The following is a 17,697-nucleotide window of genomic DNA, read 5'->3' on the forward strand; positions in this document are numbered from 1 at the left end:
CCGAAGAGCGGGCGACTCCGCCGGGCGGCCGCAGCGTCTGCGCAGGCGCTCCCGGGGCTATGAGATCAGGCCGAACCCGCGGATCGCCCGCGCGTAGTGCTCGGAGAGCTCGCAGTCGATGCGAGAGGACGCCTGCGCAGTCAGCAGGTCGGCGTCGCCGGTGTCCATGCCGATCTCCGACGCCCGGTCCAGCGCCGACGTCCGGATCGCGGACGTGGCGGCCCCGCGCAACGCCGCGGCCTGCACCGGCGCCAGGAACCGCGCGCCTTCCATCAACTCGGACAACTCGCGCAGGTCGGCGTCCGTGACGACCGCATCCACCTCCGGCAGCTGCTGCTCCGTACGCCTGCCGCCATCGGCCCGTGCGAGCCTGATCAGCAGTCGCTGAAGCACCAGCACCGGCCAGCCCAGCACGTGGCCGACCGCGCGCCCGATCGACCCCGCCGCCTCGTACGTGCCCGCCGGCGTGCCCTGCACGCCGAACAGGGCGCCGATGCGGGTGTGCTGCTCCTCACGCAGGTGCGACGCGCTGCCGCCACCGCCCTGCAGCGACTCACGCCACTGCGTCAGGGTGGTCAGCGCGGTGCCGACGATCAGCCCCTCATGGGCCTGCTCGGCGTAGGCGCGCGCCATCAGGGCAACCCGGTGTCGGGCGGGCAGCACCAGCCACGTCGGCAGCCCGATCACCAGTGCCCTGCCGCCGAACCCGGTTCGTACATATTCGCTGGTCATTCCGAGATCCCTGACCGCCACCCGGGCCGGCGGCTGGACGTGCACGGCCCGCGCCACCCTCTCGGCCAACGCGTGCAGTTCGGGCGCGGCTGACCGCTCCACCACCTCGGCGTCGGCGGGTAAGCGGGGCGGCCGAGGACACATCAGCACGCCGACGCCGATGAGCACGCCCCCGATCATCCAGGCGAAGAGGAAGCCGGGGTTCACGTAGATGACCCGGACGCCCAGCGCGATCAGCGCCAATGTGCTCGCGTGGATCACCAGCGCCATCAGCACGGCAGCAGCCCTTCGGACCTTGACCACCTGCACACTCCCGTTCGTCGTCCGCGACCGGCCTGCTCCCGCGTTCGCCGAGCTGTCCGGTCCGTCATGGCGGTGTGCTCTGTGGTCGGCGCGGGATCCACCTCAAGATCCTCTCTCAGCCGCACCCAGGCCGTCGAGAGCTTCGCGGGCTACGTGCCTTCCGCCGTCGTGGATCAGCCGCGTGCTTCGCGCGGCACGTAGGCGAAGGTGGGGCCGGCGTCGCCGGGCAGCGCCATCAGGGCCTGCGCCTGGGCCCTGAGCGTGAACATGGCGCGGGTGGCGTCCGTGAGCCGCTTCGGGTCGCCGTTGAACGCCTGCTCCAGCAGCTCCAGCAGGGTGCTGTAGGTGGTGTCGAACCGATCCTGCGCCGCCCGCACGGCGCTGCCCTGCGCGGCGGGCCGGGGGTTGGGGGTCATCGGGAGCACGCCGTCCGGGTCGACGCGGACCTCCTCGCCGGTCGGGCCGGTCTTCGGGGTGTCGCCTCGCCGGTATCGGCGGCCGAGCTTGAGCTCCTGGAAGCGGTAGTAGTGGGCGACCTCGTCCCGCTCGGGGTGGAGAACGTCCTGGTCGCCGTCCCAGACCTCGCCGCGCGCGTTGCCCTCCCCCTGCTCGACGATCTCCTTCAGCGCGCCGAGCGCGGACTCCAGATCCTCGACGGCGAACAGCGAACCGGCGGTGTGACGGAAGTGAGCGCCGCTCACCTGCCGGACCGGGTCGCCGCAGAAGACCTCTTTCTCGCCGAGCGTGTCGCACAAATGGCGCAACCCCTGCTCGATCGCCGCGTAGAACTGCCCGATCGTCTCGTAGCCCTCGTCCTCCGGCGGCGCGCCGGGCGGCGCGGGCTGTTCCAGGCGCAGGAACATCTCCAGCGCCTGCGCGCCGAACGGCACCAGCGACACCTCCAGATCGCTGTGCGGCAGCCTGCGCGGGTGCGGCGGCAGCATCTCCGGCATGTCCAGGCGCGGCGTGCCGCCGACGGCGTTGAGCAGGTTGGCCGCCAGCGCCAGGTGCAGCATCTCCTCCACGAAGACGCCGCTCACCACCTCCACCGCAGCGGGGTTGCGCTCGGGGTCCAGCGAGTACAGCGCCGTCAGGTACGGCGGCAGGGTCGCGTGCTCCAGCTCGATCGCCCACTGCAGGTGCTCGCGCAGGCTGTCGAGCGTGCCGATCCGAACCGGTCGTTCATGTTTCATTCGTGTCATACCTCGGGTTGTCGGCATGGCGGATCGGGCCGCCGGCCCGCGGGCCGGCGGCCTGGCTCGATCCGGGGTTCAGGACGGACGTGCCGCGCGGCGATCCTCGCGCCGGGCCAGCTCGGCCTCCTCCACCAGCGTGAACATCGGCTTGCCCGGCTCACACAGCATGGTGACCGTGAACCGCAGCGGGACATCGTCGCGGTTGTTGCCGTCCTGGTAATGGATGACATCGCCGCCCGGCTCCCAGAACGCCTCACCGGCCCGGATCACCCGCTCCGGTTCCCCTTCCAGCTCCATCAGCATCTCGCCCTCCAGGACGACGCCGAAGGCGGGACCAGGATGGCGATGCGGCGGCGCGCCCGGGTCGCCGGGCGGGTACTCGATGACCACCGTCATCACGTGCGCGCCCTCGGGGATGTACGGCGGCCGCGCCTCCTGCAGCACGGTCAGCGCCGTCTGCCACGCGGTCGATCGCGGTTTGCCCATCGCCCTGCCCTACTTCGCGGCGGACCGGTCGAGCCAGTCCTTGTAGGTGATGGTGCCGAGCTGCGCGCCCTCGCCGGGCACCAGCGACCGCTCGCCGAGCACGCTGCCGAAGTAGCGGGCCTGCGGGTCGGCGACGACCTCGCGGGGGTCGCCCCAGGCGGCCAGCGCCTTACGGAAGAACTCATCCATCCTGTACTGGTTCGGTCCGGCGATCTCGATCCGGCCGTTCAGCGGCGTCCCCACCGCGGTCCTGCCCACCGCCTGAGCCACGTCATCGCCCGCGATCGGCTGGAACAGCACCGGTGCGACGTGCACCTTGCCGTCGACCGTGCCCTCGTCGGCGATGCCGCGGGCGAACTCGAAGAACTGGGTGGAGTGCACCAGCGAGAACGGGATGCCCGACTTCTCGATCAGCTCCTCCTGGGCGATCTTCGCCGCGAAGTAGTCGTTCTCCGGCATCCGCTCGGTCCCCACGATCGACACGGCCACGTGGTGGCCCACGCCCGCGGCCGCCTCGGCCGCCAGCAGGTTGCCGGTGGAGGTCCGGAAGAAGTTCATGACGGCCTCGCGCTCGAACGAGGGCGAGTTCGACACGTCGATCACGACCTCGGCGCCCTTCAGCACCTCGGCCAGCCCCTCGCCGGTCAGCGTGTCGACGCCGGTGTTCGGCGACGCGGCCACCGCCTCGTGGCCGTGCTCACCCAGCTTCTTCACCAGCTTCGACCCGATGAGCCCGGTCCCGCCGATCACCACGATCTTCATTGTTGACACCCTTCTGGCTTTGTGGACGCTGTACCGCGCCCCCGTCGTCAGCTAAGACAAGGCAGCCCCCTCGGTTGTGACAACGCGGCCACCGAAGCTGACCGGTTCGCGCTCCGGACGCGTGAACACTTGTCTCCCGATCGGCGAAGGACCGGTGTGAACCCAGGAATCAAGAGGTGACCGCGATGTCACGCGCGCTGCCGGCCCAAGCAGCGGACGCCGTGATCATCGAGCAGTCCCGGCGCGAGCCCGAGCGCTTCGCCGGCATATTCGACCGCTACTACCCCGAGATCCACGGTTACGCCGCGCGCAGGTTAGGCCCGGGCCTGGCCGACGACGTCGCCGCGGAGACGTTCCTCATCGCCTTCGACAAACGGGCGGGCTACGACCTCTCCCGCGCCGACGCGCGGCCCTGGTTGTACGGCATCGCCTCCAACCTCATCGCCCGCCATCATCGCGCCGAAGTACGCCAGTACCGGGCCCTGGCCAAGGCGGGCGCCGACAGCCCCGTGGAGGACCACGCCGACCAGGTCGCCGGGGCCGTCGACGCGGGGGCCCGCACGCGCCGGCTCGCCGAGGCGCTCGCCGGGATCGCCGATCGCGATCGGGACGTGCTGCTCCTGGTCGCCTGGGCGGAGCTGACCTCGGAGGAGGCGGGCAGCGCGCTCGGCATCCCGGCCGGGACGGCCCGCTCACGACTGCACCGGGCCCGCAGAAGCATCCAAGCCGCACTGGAAAGGGACGCATCATGAACGACCTCGAAAGGCTGCGCGAGGACTGGACGCGCCCGGCGCCGCCGGCCCCCGACGCCCAAGCCGCAGCGCGGGCGGCTCTCCTGGCCCGTGCCGGCCGTCCGCGTTCCAGGCGCGGATGGGCGGTCCGGGCGCTGGCGGTGGCCGCCGCCGCCGTGATCATCACGACCGGGGTGAGCGTGTTCCAGGGCGAGCGCACGCTGCCCGCCGCCAACGCGCAGGTGGTGCTGACCAGGATCGCGGCGGCCGTACAGAAGAAGGACTTCACACCCCCTCGCGACGACCAGTGGATCTACACCGAGAGCCGGGTCGCGGACCGGGGCAAGGGCATCGCCCAGGGCGAACGGCTCACCCCGCGGACACCGCTGCCGGAGAGGGCCGACCCGTGGTGGACCCGGGCCGACGGCAAGCGGGTGGGCTATATGGTGAACGGCAAGCTGCAGACCTCCAACCCCGGTGAGAGGATGCCGGAGAACACCTACGCGTTGCTGGCCTCGCTGCCGACCGACCCTGACGCGCTCCTGGCCGAATACCGTGAGTTCTACCAGGGCGTGGGCCCCGCCGACGACGAGTGGATCTTCCTGCGCTTCGCCGTGACCCTCAGCCAGAACCTCGTCTCCCCGGAACATGAGGCCGCGATCTTCCGGGCGATGGCCAAGCTGCCCGGGGTGACGGTGGACGAGACGGCGACCGACACCGAGGGACGTCCGGCGCTGTCGGTCTCCCAGGTCGCCGAAGGCTGGCGCAACGTCGAGATTCTGCTGGACCCCGTGACCTACGCCTACCGGGCGCGGCGGGAGACGGCGATCGCCGACCACGAGGAGCGTTACCCCAAGTCGGACGGTGTCCTGATGTCCACCTTGAAGGACGGCAAGTGGGTGCCCGCTCCCCCGCATCTGGAATGGAGCATCGAGAAGGGAACGACCTGGTCGGTCTTCACCCGCGTCGCGATCGGCGTCGTGGACCGCGCCGGGGAACGGCCATGACCCCCTCCTCGTCCCCAAAGGCACGGCCGCCGGGAGCCCTCCTCCAGCACCTCGACCGCGTCGCGCAGCACCCGCAGAGCGATCCTCTCGCGCACCGCGTCCGCCGGGTCGTACAGCCACTCGGTGACCGGCCGGCCCATCTCCTCCTCCGGGTGGCCGGCCTCGGCGATGACCAGTTCCTCCTCGATCTCGGCGTGGAGCTCGTACAGGAACTCGCGCTCGGCGTTCGGGTCGCTCATGTCTCCTCCATGTGATCGGCCGACCAGGTGTCGTCGGGGCCGGTTTCATGCACGTACCGTCCAGATGGCGACGGCGACCAGCGCGACGCAGGCGGCCGCGATCACCGCGACCACGCCGGCCACCCCGATCCACGGCGCCGCGAGCGGCGACGACACGACGGCGACGACGCACCCGGCCAGGGCGGTGCGCGGCAGGGCGGAGTGCGCGCCGAGCAGCGCGTGCACCGTCCGGAGCAGCACGAGGTACGCCCCGACCGGGATGGCGACCGCGTAGCCGAGCGCCGTCGGCGAGGCCGCCACCTGCCGCCCGCTCTGCTCCACCGCCACTTCGAGCCCGGCGCCGAGCGCCGCCAGCGCGGCGAAGACGCCGAAGTGCCCGTACCCCCACCAGTACGACCGGTGACGCCGGTCGCTGAGCCCCTCCCCCGCCTCGACCAGGAAGTACAGCCACCACAAGGCGAACAGCAGGACCAGACCCGATCCGGCGATGACGACGAGAGGACCCGCTTCGAGCGCCCCTTCGACCCCCCTGCTCGCGGCCAGGACGCTCTCGCCCAGCAGGATGATCGTGAACAGGCCGTAGCGCTCGGCGATGTGCCGCGGATGCCAGGTGGTCGCCCTGACCCGCTCCGCCCACCACGGCACCGCCAGCTCCAGGACGACCAGGCAGGCGAAGAACGGCAGCCCGAGTGACTCCGGCAGCACGCCCGCCTCCACCAGGGCGAGCCGGAGCAACCAGCCCGCCTCGGCCAGGCTGATGCCCGCGGCGTAGCGCAGCCCCGTACGGCGGCTCGCCGGGTCCTCGAACGCGGCCCTCAGCCACTGGGCGACGAGCCCGGCCCGCATGACGAGGTACCCCAGCGTGATGATCCCCAGGTCGGCCCGGCCGACCGCGGCGGGCACTCCGGCGGCCAGGACCAGCACGCCCGCCATCTGCACCATGGTCAGCAGCCGGTACGGGACGTCGTCAGTGTCGTAGGACGAGGCGAACCAGGTGAAGTTCATCCACGCCCACCAGATCGCGAAGAACACCTGGAGGAACGGGACGATCCCGGCCACCGCGTGACCTTCGGCGATGGCGTGCGCGAACTGCGCCGTGACGGCCGCGACCGCGACCACGAAGGTGAGATCGAAGAGCAGTTCGAGCTGGCTCGACGCGCGATGCGGCTCGTCGACGGGCCGCGAGCTCATCCGGACCCTGATCCGAATGCTGGTCCTGGTCGAGGGCACGCGCACGCTCCTGTCGTTCCTGCCGAGTCCGGTTGTCGCCCACTAGGACCGGACAGCCTCGCGATCTGTGACAGACCGCCACGACAGCGTGCGGAAGTCAGCGGGCGGAAGTGAGCGGATGAGGTCAGCGGGCGAGGTCGGCGGCGAGCACCTGTTCCAGCCCGGCGAGGTCGCCGGACCGGGCGGCGGCGACGAACGTCCGTACGAGGCGCCGGTGCGCGATGGCGCTCACCTGGCGGCGTCGCTCGGTGGTGACGTGTTCGCGGGCCCGTCGCAGGAGTTGCCGCGCGTGGTCCTCGCCCAGGTGGAGGGTCTCGGAGATCTGGCGGTAGGGGTAGTCGAAGGCCGTGCGCAGGAGGTAGACGGCTCGTTCGGCGGGCCTCAGCCGCTCCAGCAGCAGCCGGATCGCGGTGTCGACCGCCTCGCGTCGTTCGGCTGCCGTCTCGGGCCCGGCGGAGAGGTCCGCCGTCTCGGGGAGCCAGGGGCCGGCCGAGGTCTCCCGGCGCCTGCGCGCGGACTGGGCCACGTTGAGGGCGAGCCTCGTGGTGGTCAGCGCGAGGAACGCCGGCGGGCTGACGACGACCGACCGATCGGCACGGGCCCAGCGCAGCCAGGTCTCCTGGACCACGTCCTCGGCTTCGCCCGCGTCCTGCAGGACGCGCAGACCGATGGAGAGAAGCCGGGGCGCGGCGCTGACGAACGCCGAGGCGGCTCCGTCCCCTTCCGTGATCGACCGGTCAGGGGTCTGCTCCGCGTGGTCCTCGCGCGACTCCAAAAGGCTCATGGTCACGATGTCGGCTCCGTTCAACCCGGGCATCCGGTGATGCCGCTGGGATCACGGTCGCCGCTCGGGCCGCTGCATCGAGCCCCGGGAACCCCGTGGTCCGTACCGTGGCCTGGAGTCACGGGCAAATTGCTGGGCTTGATGGCAGACCGGTAGGTTACGTGTCCGTCTAGGATGTAGCGCCGGTTTCTCCCCGTGGTCGGCGGTCATGGGGCAACACACAGACGATCGTCGGGGGCAGCGCCATGGCAAGCAGAGGTCCCGGATCGCAGCTTCGCGGCCGGCAGATCGAGTGCGAGACGCTGGACCAGCTCGTGGCGACGGTGCAGGACGGCCACAGCTCCGTCCTGGTCCTGCGCGGCGAGGCCGGCATCGGCAAGACGGCGCTGCTGGAGTACGCGCGAGACAGCGCGTCCGGCTGCCGGACGGCCAGGGCGACCGGCGTCGAGTCGGAGATGGAGCTGGCCTTCGGCGGGCTGCACCAGCTGTGCGCCCCGTTCCTGGACCAGCTCGGTCGCCTGCCGGCCCCGCAACGCGACGCGCTCGGGACGGCGTTCGGCCTGAGCGCGGGAACGCCGCCGGACCGCTTCCTCGTCGGGCTCGCGGTGCTCAGCCTGCTCGCCGACGCGGCCGGGAAAGGGCCCCTGGTCTGCCTCGTCGACGACGCGCAATGGCTGGACCAGGTCTCCGCGCAGACCCTCGCCTTCGTCGCGCGACGCCTGCTCGCCGAGCCGATCGGGCTGGTGTTCTCGGTACGCGGACAGCACCTCGAACCGGAGCTGAGAGGGCTGCCCCAGCTCGACGTCGGACGGTTGAGCGACAGCGACGCCCGCGCCCTGCTGGACTCCGTGACCCCTGGACGACTCGACGAGCAGGTCCGGGACCGGATCGTCATCGAGGCGCAGGGAAACCCGCTGGCCCTGCTCGAACTGCCCCGGGGGCTGGCGCCGGCGGAGCTGGCGGGCGGATTCGGACGGCCCGACGCGCGACCGCTGGCCAGCCAGATCGAGCAGGGCTTCCTGCGCCGGGTCGGGTCGCTGCCTGCCGAGACCCAGCGGCTGCTGCTCATCGCGGCGGCCGAGCCGGTCGGCGACGTGACCCTGCTGACTCGCGCGGCGGAGCTACTGGGCGTCGAGGTGGCCGCCGCCGCGTCGCCGGCCGAGGCGGCGGGGCTGATCGCCATCGGCACACGGGTGCGCTTCCACCATCCCCTCATGCGCTCGGCGGCCTACCGCGCCGCGTCCCCGCAGGACCGGCAGGACGTCCACCGCGCGCTGGCCGACGCCACCGACCCCCGAACGGACCCCGATCGCCGGGCCTGGCACCTCGCCAACGCGGCGGCCGGCCCGGACGAGACGGTGGCCGCCGAGCTGGAGCGCTCGGCCGATCGGGCGCAGGCGCGCGGCGGGATCGCCGCGGCGGCCGCGTTCCACGGCCGGGCGGCCGAGCTGACCCCTGATCCCGCCCGCCGCGGCGCCCGGGCGCTGGCCGCCGCACGGGCCAAATACCAGGCCGGCGGGTACGACGCCGCACTCGAACTGCTGGACGCGGCCGAACTCGGCACCCTGAACGAACGCGAGCTCGCCCAGGCCGGCCTGCTGCGCGGCCAGATCGCGTTCGCCTCCAGGAGCGCGGGTTCTGCCTTCCCGCTGCTGCTCAGAGCCGGTGAGCGCCTGGCGCCGCTGGACTCCGGGCTGGCCCGCGAGACCTACCGCGACACGTTGAACGCCGCCATGAACGCGGGCCGGCTGCCGAGCGGCGCCCAGGTGGTGGACATCGCCGAGGCGATGCTCGCCGCGCCGCCGGGGCCGCCGCCGGAGCGCAACGACCTGCTCCTGAACGGCGTGGGCGTGGCCCTCACCGAGGGATACGCCGCCGGCGCGCCGATGGTGCTGCGCGCCCTGGAGGCGTTCCGCGCCGAAGGGGTCTCCAGGGAGGAGGGCCTCGGCTGGCTGCCGTTCGCGTCCCGGATGGCCCACAACGTCTGGGACTTCGACAGCTGGTCCGTGCTCTCCGCGAGACTGGTCGACCTGGCACGCGGGACCGGAGCGCTGTCCGTGCTGCCCTCGGCACTTCACATGCTCGTCTCGAACAGGGTCCTGGCCGGCGAGTTCGCCCTGGCCGACGCGCTGGTCGCCGAGGCGGTGACGATCGCCGAGGTGACGGGCAGCCGCTACCTGGCCCAGTACGCGACCCTGATCCTCGAAGCGTGGAGAGGACGCGAGGCCGCGACACGACAGGTGAGCGCCGCGATCACGCGGGACCCGGCCCTTCAGGGGGAAGGCAAGGTCCTGACCGCCACCCAATGGGCGAACGCGGTGCTCTGCAACGGCCTCGGCCGCTACGAGGAGGCGTACGTCGCCGCCGAGCGGGCCTTCGAGCACCCGCAGGAGCTCGGCGGGACGGCCATCAGGTCCACGATCGAACTGGTCGAGGCCGCCGTCCGGAGCGGAAGGCCGTCCAGGGCCGCCGAAGTCGCCCGGCAGCTCGACGAGATGGCCCGAGCCGGCGGCACCGACTGGGCCCTCGGCACCTCGGCGTGCGTACGGGCCCAGGTGAGCGACGGATCGCACGCCGAGGCCCTGTACGGCGAGGCGATCGAACGGCTCGGCCGCACCGAGGTCCGGACCACGCTCGCCCGCACCCGGCTGCTCTACGGCGAGTGGCTGCGCCGGGAGAACCGCCGCCTCGACGCGCGCGAACAACTGGGCCTGGCGTACGAGATGCTCGGCGACATGGGTGCCGAGGCGTTCGCGGAACGCGCCCGGCGCGAGCTCCAGGCCACCGGCGAGACGGTACGCAAGCGCACCGTCGAGACACGCGCCACGCTCACCGCCCAGGAGGCGCAGATCGCGCGCCTGGCCGGCGACGGGCTGACGAACCCCGAGATCGGCGCCCAGCTCTTCATCAGCCCGCACACCGTCGAATGGCACCTGCGCAAGGTCTTCGCCAAGCTCGGCATCACCTCCCGCAAACAGATCCGCACCACCCTGCTCAAGGGCACCACCCTCACAACCTGACGCGCCACGCCGAGCGCCCTGCCCCCCTTCGTCGCTGCAGCGCCACGCCCTCGCCGTACTCATCCGCAGGGGACGCCCATGGCACCGTGGCCCGATCTCCGGTCCTCGCCATGCCGTGGGCGGGGAACGGGGATCACAACGAGCAGCCCCACTCCCGCCGCTCGCCGAGCGCGCGGCGCACGCCTGCGCGAAACTAGCCAGCCGCTCGGGCCCCAGCACGTCGATGAACAGGACGTGCACCAGCTCGGTGTGCTCGGAGACGGCCTTGTCGATCACCCCATGGCCCTTGTCGGTGAGCCGCACGTCGGGGCAGCGGCGGTCGCCAGAGTCCACCCGCTCGACCAACCCGCGCTGCGCCATCAGGGTGAGCTGGTGAGACAGGCGACTCTTCTCCCCCTGCGTCGCGGCGGCCCCTCCGCGACGGACATCTCCCGCCGCTCCGACTCCACGAGCCGAACCAGGACCTCGAACTCGGCCGCGCACAGGTCACCACCTGGCTGGCCCCACCGGCACACCATCCCGCACTGACCGGCGCCCCCTCCTCCACGTGGCCTGACGACCGTTCAACCCTGCCCAGGCCCGAAGCCAGGCGGACCACGAGGTCCGTCCCGGCAATACGAATCAGAGCCATGGATCGAGCGTAGTCGGCCGATTACCAGCGGCGAGGGATTCGCAGTCTCCGAGAAGGGGCTCACATGCAGGCAATCCGCCGAACCCTCACCCTTTCCCTAGCAGCGGTTTCAGCGGGCACACTCCTCACGACCACCTCACCCTCCGGCGCCGCGGCAACCAGTTCCCCGTGCGGCAAAGGCCCCTGGCCCGAGTGGCACGACCCACCATCAGCGAGATGACCGACATCAGGGAAGTGGTGAACCAGACGACGCACGAAGTACAGGTCAACGACGGAGAGAACCAGGACCTCCGTTTCACCGTCCCGGCCGGCCGCCAATGGACCGGTTCCATGTGGGTCCCCTGGGCCGGCCATCAGGACGAGATGTGGAAGAGCATCACCATCAAGTGGGGGAACCGGAATCGCTACTGGGTGTTCCAGAGATACGGCGGATCCGACCACGGCGACATCAAGTGCAGCGCGATGGGCGACTTCGACAACAGCGGCCGCGTGTCCAACGGCATCGAAGGCGGCAGAAAGAGACTCGTCATCCGCAACAACGACACCCTCTTCCTGGAGTGGATCAGCTACCCCTGACCCCGGCCTGAACAATCAGCAACAACCCCGGGCGTACTCATCGGAGAATCCGAACTGTCCAACTGCGCCGCACCCCCCGGCACCTGAGCCCATAGGGTGGCACACTAGACCACAGCGGTAACCCCCACGCAACCATCACCGTCTCCTGCGGATGTGTGGTCGTCCCGGCCCACGCCTGGGACAGCTCCAACTTGAGCACGGCCGTGGATAATGATCAGGTGATGCCAGAACTCGTGTGGGTTTTACTCGCGGTAGCCACCCTCAATGCTCTCTTAGGCGCCTACACCGTGGGCAAAGGCCATCCGCCGGCGTGGATGGCCCGGCGGGGCAAGCGCCGCCCAGGTCGCCTCACCGGATGGGCGAATCTCCTGATGTCGGTGTTCATCGCTCTGCTCGTCATCAACATGTCGAACGTTGTTCCGCTGGACGCGAGTCTCGTGGTGATCACGATTCAAGTCCTCTGCGGCTTTGCAGCCCCAGTGCTGATGCTCATCGACACCAATCGCCAAAGCGAGCCCGACAGAGCCCCACTGGAGAGGTGAGCAGCGGGTTGGACGATGAAGCCGTTGCTCACCATGGATGGCCGTATGCCGTCGAACCGCGACGTGAGCTGGTTGAGGAGCGCCTGCTCCAGCGCCGTGCAGGTCGCGCGTCGCCCGCAGATACGTCGCCCGGGTCACCGATCGTGACAGGCGGCCTGAGCTGCACCTCCGAGCCGTTGCCGCCCGACCGAAACGTCAGCCGCCTGCCCCTGATGTAGATGCGGTCGTCCATTGCGGGCATGCCGCTCATGTCCGGAGCGGCCATGCCGCGCTTCGAGCGCATCGACGCGCTTCCCCAGCTCGCGGTAGCGGGCGCCATGTCCGTGGTCAGCGGGTCGAAACGGTTGCTCATTCGACGGCACCGCCGCGGCCGTCACCTCCATCGAGTACGGCGACGACCTGGACGACAACATGACGTCCGGACGGGGGCGGCGCTCAACTCGCCTTCTGCGATCTGCGCGATGACCTCATCGGGGCCTTCACCGTCACCGGCACCGCGCTGATCGAGTCGGTCGCGTACAAATTCTCCGGCGAGGTCGTCACGCGCACCGGGACCGCCCATACGCTCGGCTATCAGGGCGGCCACACCGACCCGAGCAGTGGCAAGATCAGTATGGCCGCCCGCTGGTACCAGCCGACCATCGGCAGCTTCATCAGCCGCGACACCGTCACCGACCCCGACGGCCACAAGACGAGCAAGCCGAAAAAGCCGAAGACTCAGTACGACAAATGCAAGAAGAACCTCACAAGAAGGGCTTCGAGAAGTGTGTGTTCGGGACGAATAAAACGACACAGCAGTGCAAGAAGGATGCCGTTCACAAGGTTAGTGAGGAGTATCGGCACAAGGGCAACAGATGCGATGGCGCTGCCGTATGGACCGGGGTACGACACCTGGATGTGAGGCAGCGCGTGAGGCCTACTCGGTGTGCACCTACGACGGCTGGGCATCGTCGGGGCGGATTAGCTACAAGCAGTCGGACGCGTCTGTGCCGATGTGGCCGACAGCGTGAGCAACTGCCATGTCCGAGGAGGCGATCCGAAGACCTGCTCCGGAGGAGGGCTCATAGACCTCGAATGCATCGGGAAACCGGAAAGGTCGAAGGATGCGCCAAACTGCACGCCGACGTGAACGAGTGCATTCCTCACCTGAAGCGCGCTGGATGTGACGACAAGCCGATCGAGACCTGCATCGAGAACTCAAGCACAAGTACGAGGAACGCTGCTAGCAGAGCTGCTCCCCCGCCCAAGGTATGGATGAAGAAGATACTGCGGGACAAGCAGCCGGGCTCGGTCAACGGTGTATGTGGGGCCATTGACGTAATCGGTGGATTCCTGGGCGTCGATAAGATTCCTGTGGTCGGACAGTACAAGGGCGTGGTCGGCAACATCTGCAAGGGGTTGTCCGCCATGGAGAACATCCTGCTCGACCATGGTGTCAGCTGGGAGAACATGAAATGGGACCGGCTGCGCAAGAGCAACCCGAGCCAGTGGCACTTTCACGTTCGACTCCTGCGGTCGATGGCTTCAGGCCCCGCCCCGACTACTTACAGATGGCGCGAGGAATGACGAATCAACGTGCTGCACGCGGTCGGTCCTGGTCAGGTCTTGGCCTGATTCTGCTGGCAGGCGTGCTGCTGGCCGCTCTGGCCTGGGTGGTGGTCGACGGGCGTGAGAGCGCCAGGATCGCCACCGCCAGGGACCTGGCCCTGCAAGGGGTGAGGCTGCGTGATGTCGATGACCTGGCCGCGCGGCTCGTGGGCGCGGCCGCGGTCGAGCTGCACGCCGATGCCGGTACGCGGGCCGCGCTGATCGGCACGTTGCTCGCCGGGCGTCAGGGCGATCTGCCGGGCGCGAGCGATGTGCGGGACCTTGCGCTGTCGGCCGACGGGCGGATCGCGCTGTCGGCGGACGCGCACGAGCGCGTCGTCCGGTGGGAGCTGGCGCCTCAGGGGCTTCCCGGGCGCGGCCTGCTGGTGACCGCGTCGAGCACGTTGCAGGATCGCCTGGACGCCTCCGCGGTGGCGCTCACCGCTGATGGCCGCACCGGCCTGATCGGTGGCCGCGACGGTTCGGTGCGCGTGTGGGAGATGAGCGGTCATTCCCGCTCGCGCACGGTCGTGGCGGGTGATGGCGTGCGGCCGGTGAGCGCGGTGGCGCTGTCGCGGGACGGCGGGAGGGCCGTGGCGGGCTTCGACGGCGGCGGGGTCGTCTTCTGGGACGCGGCCGGCGGGCAGATCCGGCGGCCGTCGGCGGTGCACGCGTCGGCGGTGTCGTCGGCGGGGTTGAGCTCCGACGGGCGCAGGGCGTTGACGGTCAGCGAGGACAAGGCGGTGGTGTGGGACCTGGCCGACCCGGCGCGTCCGGTTCAGGCGGGGGTGCTGACCCGGCCGGGTGGACCGTGGGGTGCGGGTGCGCTGAGCGCCGATGGGCGTACGGCGGTGACGGGGAATCAGGTGTGGGACGTGGGCGATCCGGCCAGGCCACGGCGGCTGGCGACGTTGCCAGGGGTGCGGAGCCTGGTGATCGGCGTGGCGTTGACGTCCGATGGGAGTGGCGCCGTGACGGGCGAGGACGGCGGCAGGGTCGGTTGGTGGGGGCTGCGTGACCGGGTGCGTCCGGTGCTGCTGGCCGATCTGCCCGGGGCGCCGGGCCCGGTGGGCGCGGTGGCGTTGAGCGCCGACGGCGGGGTGGCCATGAGCGCGGCGGCCGGGTGGGGGGTGAGGTCGTGGCTGGTCGGCGGGATCAGCGGTGATCCTCTGCGTGACGTCTGCGCCGACTCGGCCTTACGTGCTCTCCGGGTGACACCGGAGACGTGGGCGAAGATCGCCGGTGGCGTGGGCTGGCCGGATGGACTCGGCGATCCAGGCCCCCACAACCCATGTCCTGCGCTCTGATCATGAGGAAACACCGAAACGCGAGTAGTCAGGGCGTGCTGGAAGGGAGCGTAGGGGCTCCATTTCTTGAGGGGTGTCTCCCGCGGGGACGACTGTGGAATGCCGCCACAGCGCTCGACGTGATCGTGACGGTGATGGGCTGTGGTGACGGCACAACCTTGCATCTGCCGGTGATTACGTCCGCCCTGGTCATGACCCTACGAGGGCTCGCGTGGCGTGCGCGAGTTCCGGCCACCTTGGAGAATGCGTGCGGCAAGATGGTCGGCCGTATTCCTTCGCCTCGCCTACCTGACCATCACCAACACATTCGCCGCCCCCATGCGCACTCGGGTCAAGGACGTGGAGATTCGCGCCCGAAGACCGGACCTTTCTTGCCGCTCTCCTGACCTCGCTGCCCCGCGAGGCCCTACACCGGTTACGGCTCCTCGTCCGACCGGACACCATCCTGCACCGGCACTGCGATCTGATGGACCAGCGTCATGCCGGTACCTGCCGACCGAAGCAGCCCGGTGATCTTGCCGCAGCTCTGCCGGTCTCGACCTAGTCACCTGGCCGCCGACGTTTCTGACATCAGGGCAGTGCGCCACTGCCCGGGTCCATTCCGCGCTGTCAGCCACCGGGCGAGGGCAGCTTCCAGACGTTCCCGTTGCACACCCGGCCCTGATAGAGATACTGCCGGCCGCTGTCCGACGTCGCGGTGAACCGGTCGCCTCGCGAATGCTCCCAGTAACCCGCGGGAAGCGCAGTGGCCCTCATGCGACCGGGCGGCAAGGTGGCGTAGATGGCGTCGGCGGACAGAGTGAGCAGAATCAGGAGTCCCGCCGCTGCCCGCCCACCTGCCGGCTCGCTCATTCGAGTGACCTCCTTTTGACGGCCCGGCAGGAACACCACGCGCTCCTCCCGGGCGGCGCGCACGGTCCTTCGGAGGTAAAGAAGGCGGTGACCGGCACATCGATGAATAGTGTTTGTCAGGGACGTGGTACGCGTCCAGCAACTGGCCTTCACAGCGCTGATCCTGACCGTGTAGGCGATGGAGACCTCGCCGAGGTCTGTCATCGATCTGCTGCGTCCCGAATCCCCAGGGAGTCAGAGACGCGGGCGTGTCCGCGCCGGGCTGTGACCCTGCTGATCGGCTCGGACTCGTTCGACGACGGCAGGGTCCGCTCCGTCATCGGCCACCTCGTCCGCGACCTGCGCTGACCCCGTCAGCACGACAACGACTGCAGTGACCCGGCGATCCGGTGCCCGGCCCAGCGCTTGATCTTGCGCAGCGCCTCCAGCCGGCTCGCCGCCCGGTCGAGCCGGTAGTACAGCCGCGGCGGCATGTACGACAGCAGCGGCGAGTGCCGCTGGCCGAGCAGCGCGAACATCTCCGCAGGCTCCAGGCGCAGGTAGCGCGGCAGGTCCTCGTAGAACCGCGCGCTGTAGCGGGCGGCGCTCTGGACCGGCAACAGCGCGGCTCTGCGCTCCCGCGCGTAGGCCGCGAGCGCGGGCTCCAGGGCGGGGTGGCGCTCGATCGCGCCGGCCAGCGCGATGGCGTCCTCGATGGCGAGCGTGGTCCCGGCGCCGATGGAGTAGTGCGTGGTGTGCGCGGCATCGCCGAGCAGGACGAGGTTGCCGCGGTGCCAGGAGCGGTTCGTCACGGTCTGGAAGCGCAGCCACCGCGCGACGCCCTGCCCGCGCCCGATGAGCCGATGCCCGTCGAGCAGGTCGACGAACAGCTTTTCCAGCAGCTCCAGGTTGCCCGCCTCGTCGGCGCGGTCGAGCCCGAGCCCGCGCCACGTGACGGGCGCGCACTCGATCACGCAGGTGCTGCGCTCGTCGTCGAAGGGGTAGCCGTAGCACCAGATCCAGCCGTGCTCGGTCTCCACGAAGGCGAAGGTGAAGGCGTCGAAGACCCTGGTGGTCCCGAGCCAGATGTAGGTGTTGCCGCCAGTGGCGATCTGGGTGCCGAAGTCGTGGCGGCCGCGCAGCGGGCTGCTCACCCCGTCGGCGGCCACCACCAGGTCGGCGTCCGGGACCTCGCCGAGGATCTCGCACCCGAACTCCACCCGCACGCCGAGTGCGATCGCCCGGTCGGCCAGGATGCCGAGCAGCCGGTGGCGGCCGATGCCGAAGCCCTCGTCGCCGCGGTGCGTGGTGGTGCGGCCGCCGACGAGGGCGATCCCGTCATTCCACCGCACGGACGCCTCGCCGATGGCGCGGGCCGACTCCGGATCGCTCGCGTACAGCCGGTCGAGCAGGCTGCCCCAGTACGTCACGCCCCAGCCGTATGTCGAACCTGCCGGATCGCGCTCGAAAACCGATATGTCACACGAAGGATCGCGCAGCTTCATCAGGATCGCGAAATAAAGGCCAGCGGGTCCGCCACCGACACAAATCACTTTCTGCACTTCATTTGGCACAGAGTAGTTATACGCGCACAGTAAGCTACCGCGCGCGATACGCCACGCCGGATCCGCTGAGGGTCGTAGCAGCGCAGACCACGTTGAGCCGCAGCGTGGACCGCGTACGCGAGTGCCAGGCAACACGTCGATGACCAGGTGAGCAACCGCCGATACCGA

Annotated in this window: 16 protein-coding genes; 8 read left to right on the top strand and 8 right to left on the bottom strand. The window is 70.2% G+C overall.

Features of this window, described 5'->3' with window-relative positions:
• Positions 1-57 precede the first annotated feature (57 nt).
• From ACIBST_RS14885 to ACIBST_RS14900, 4 genes are all read right to left on the bottom strand, one after another.
• A complete protein-coding gene (locus ACIBST_RS14885; protein ID WP_397171971.1) occupies positions 58-1,041 on the bottom strand; it encodes a hypothetical protein in 984 nt (327 codons plus the stop codon).
• A 167-nt stretch (positions 1,042-1,208) separates the two neighbouring features.
• The gene (locus ACIBST_RS14890; protein WP_397171973.1) at positions 1,209-2,228 is read right to left on the bottom strand and encodes a ferritin-like protein; all 1,020 of its coding nucleotides are present in this window, start codon (positions 2,226-2,228) and stop codon (positions 1,209-1,211) included.
• A 78-nt stretch (positions 2,229-2,306) separates the two neighbouring features.
• Positions 2,307-2,717, bottom strand: coding sequence for a cupin domain-containing protein (locus tag ACIBST_RS14895; RefSeq protein WP_397171975.1), 411 nt, complete (start codon positions 2,715-2,717; stop codon positions 2,307-2,309).
• A gap of 9 nt (positions 2,718-2,726) precedes the next feature.
• Complete coding sequence (locus ACIBST_RS14900; protein ID WP_397171977.1) at positions 2,727-3,479, bottom strand: SDR family oxidoreductase; 753 nt, start codon at positions 3,477-3,479, stop codon at positions 2,727-2,729.
• Positions 3,480-3,664: 185 nt separating this feature from the next.
• Here ACIBST_RS14900 and ACIBST_RS14905 point away from each other — a divergent pair, with 185 nt between their 5' ends.
• Both ACIBST_RS14905 and ACIBST_RS14910 read left to right on the top strand, forming a co-directional pair.
• The gene (locus tag ACIBST_RS14905; protein ID WP_397171979.1) at positions 3,665-4,231 is read left to right on the top strand and encodes an RNA polymerase sigma factor; all 567 of its coding nucleotides are present in this window, start codon (positions 3,665-3,667) and stop codon (positions 4,229-4,231) included.
• Complete coding sequence (locus tag ACIBST_RS14910) at positions 4,228-5,217, top strand: CU044_5270 family protein (RefSeq protein WP_397171981.1); 990 nt, start codon at positions 4,228-4,230, stop codon at positions 5,215-5,217. The genes ACIBST_RS14905 and ACIBST_RS14910 overlap by 4 nt, the downstream gene beginning before the upstream one ends.
• A 284-nt stretch (positions 5,218-5,501) precedes the next feature.
• On the opposite strand, the gene ACIBST_RS14915 is transcribed toward ACIBST_RS14910, so the two are convergent.
• Together ACIBST_RS14915 and ACIBST_RS14920 are read right to left on the bottom strand one after the other, a co-directional pair.
• A complete protein-coding gene (locus ACIBST_RS14915) occupies positions 5,502-6,686 on the bottom strand; it encodes a low temperature requirement protein A (protein ID WP_397171983.1) in 1,185 nt (394 codons plus the stop codon).
• A gap of 124 nt (positions 6,687-6,810) precedes the next feature.
• Positions 6,811-7,470 (bottom strand): sigma-70 family RNA polymerase sigma factor, encoded by a 660-nt coding sequence (locus tag ACIBST_RS14920; protein WP_397171985.1) that lies wholly within the window; start codon positions 7,468-7,470, stop codon positions 6,811-6,813.
• Between the two features lie 245 nt (positions 7,471-7,715).
• Between ACIBST_RS14920 and ACIBST_RS14925 the strand changes: the two genes are divergently transcribed.
• The 6 genes from ACIBST_RS14925 (at position 7,716) to ACIBST_RS14950 (ending at position 15,133) form a co-directional block, all read left to right on the top strand.
• A complete protein-coding gene (locus ACIBST_RS14925; protein ID WP_397171986.1) occupies positions 7,716-10,490 on the top strand; it encodes an AAA family ATPase in 2,775 nt (924 codons plus the stop codon).
• A gap of 847 nt (positions 10,491-11,337) precedes the next feature.
• Positions 11,338-11,697, top strand: a complete 360-nt coding sequence (locus tag ACIBST_RS14930; RefSeq protein WP_397171988.1) for a hypothetical protein — start codon at positions 11,338-11,340, stop codon at positions 11,695-11,697.
• 221 nt (positions 11,698-11,918) lie between these two features.
• A complete protein-coding gene (locus ACIBST_RS14935; protein WP_397171990.1) occupies positions 11,919-12,239 on the top strand; it encodes a hypothetical protein in 321 nt (106 codons plus the stop codon).
• Positions 12,240-12,741: 502 nt separating this feature from the next.
• Positions 12,742-13,140: an RHS repeat-associated core domain-containing protein gene (locus ACIBST_RS14940; protein ID WP_397172577.1), complete on the top strand. Its 399-nt coding sequence runs from the start codon at positions 12,742-12,744 to the stop codon at positions 13,138-13,140.
• A 353-nt stretch (positions 13,141-13,493) separates the two neighbouring features.
• Positions 13,494-13,805, top strand: a complete 312-nt coding sequence (locus tag ACIBST_RS14945; protein WP_397171991.1) for a hypothetical protein — start codon at positions 13,494-13,496, stop codon at positions 13,803-13,805.
• A 62-nt stretch (positions 13,806-13,867) separates the two neighbouring features.
• Complete coding sequence (locus ACIBST_RS14950) at positions 13,868-15,133, top strand: WD40 repeat domain-containing protein (RefSeq protein ID WP_397171993.1); 1,266 nt, start codon at positions 13,868-13,870, stop codon at positions 15,131-15,133.
• 609 nt (positions 15,134-15,742) lie between these two features.
• Here ACIBST_RS14950 and ACIBST_RS14955 read toward each other — a convergent pair.
• Entirely contained in the window at positions 15,743-16,189 is a 447-nt protein-coding gene (locus ACIBST_RS14955; protein ID WP_397171995.1) for a hypothetical protein, read from the bottom strand.
• 149 nt (positions 16,190-16,338) lie between these two features.
• Entirely contained in the window at positions 16,339-17,394 is a 1,056-nt protein-coding gene (locus tag ACIBST_RS14960; protein WP_397171997.1) for an FAD-dependent monooxygenase, read from the bottom strand.
• Between the last annotated feature and the right edge of the window lie 303 nt (positions 17,395-17,697).

Origin of the sequence: Nonomuraea sp. NPDC049684, from assembly GCF_044465345.1 — a bacterium.
Taxonomy (GTDB): domain Bacteria; phylum Actinomycetota; class Actinomycetes; order Streptosporangiales; family Streptosporangiaceae; genus Nonomuraea.

Bases quoted from the DNA above. Each gene is read 5' to 3' on its own strand.
- ACIBST_RS14955 (WP_397171995.1), bottom strand. From the start codon at position 16,189: ATGACAGACCTCGGCGAGGTCTCCATCGCCTACACGGTCAGGATCAGC.
- ACIBST_RS14910 (WP_397171981.1), top strand. From the start codon at position 4,228: ATGAACGACCTCGAAAGGCTGCGCGAGGACTGGACGCGCCCGGCGCCG.
- ACIBST_RS14945 (WP_397171991.1), top strand. From the start codon at position 13,494: ATGAAGAAGATACTGCGGGACAAGCAGCCGGGCTCGGTCAACGGTGTA.
- ACIBST_RS14890 (WP_397171973.1), bottom strand. From the start codon at position 2,228: ATGAAACATGAACGACCGGTTCGGATCGGCACGCTCGACAGCCTGCGC.
- ACIBST_RS14920 (WP_397171985.1), bottom strand. From the start codon at position 7,470: ATGAGCCTTTTGGAGTCGCGCGAGGACCACGCGGAGCAGACCCCTGAC.
- ACIBST_RS14935 (WP_397171990.1), top strand. From the start codon at position 11,919: ATGCCAGAACTCGTGTGGGTTTTACTCGCGGTAGCCACCCTCAATGCT.
- ACIBST_RS14895 (WP_397171975.1), bottom strand. From the start codon at position 2,717: ATGGGCAAACCGCGATCGACCGCGTGGCAGACGGCGCTGACCGTGCTG.
- ACIBST_RS14905 (WP_397171979.1), top strand. From the start codon at position 3,665: ATGTCACGCGCGCTGCCGGCCCAAGCAGCGGACGCCGTGATCATCGAG.
- ACIBST_RS14900 (WP_397171977.1), bottom strand. From the start codon at position 3,479: ATGAAGATCGTGGTGATCGGCGGGACCGGGCTCATCGGGTCGAAGCTG.
- ACIBST_RS14930 (WP_397171988.1), top strand. From the start codon at position 11,338: ATGACCGACATCAGGGAAGTGGTGAACCAGACGACGCACGAAGTACAG.
- ACIBST_RS14925 (WP_397171986.1), top strand. From the start codon at position 7,716: ATGGCAAGCAGAGGTCCCGGATCGCAGCTTCGCGGCCGGCAGATCGAG.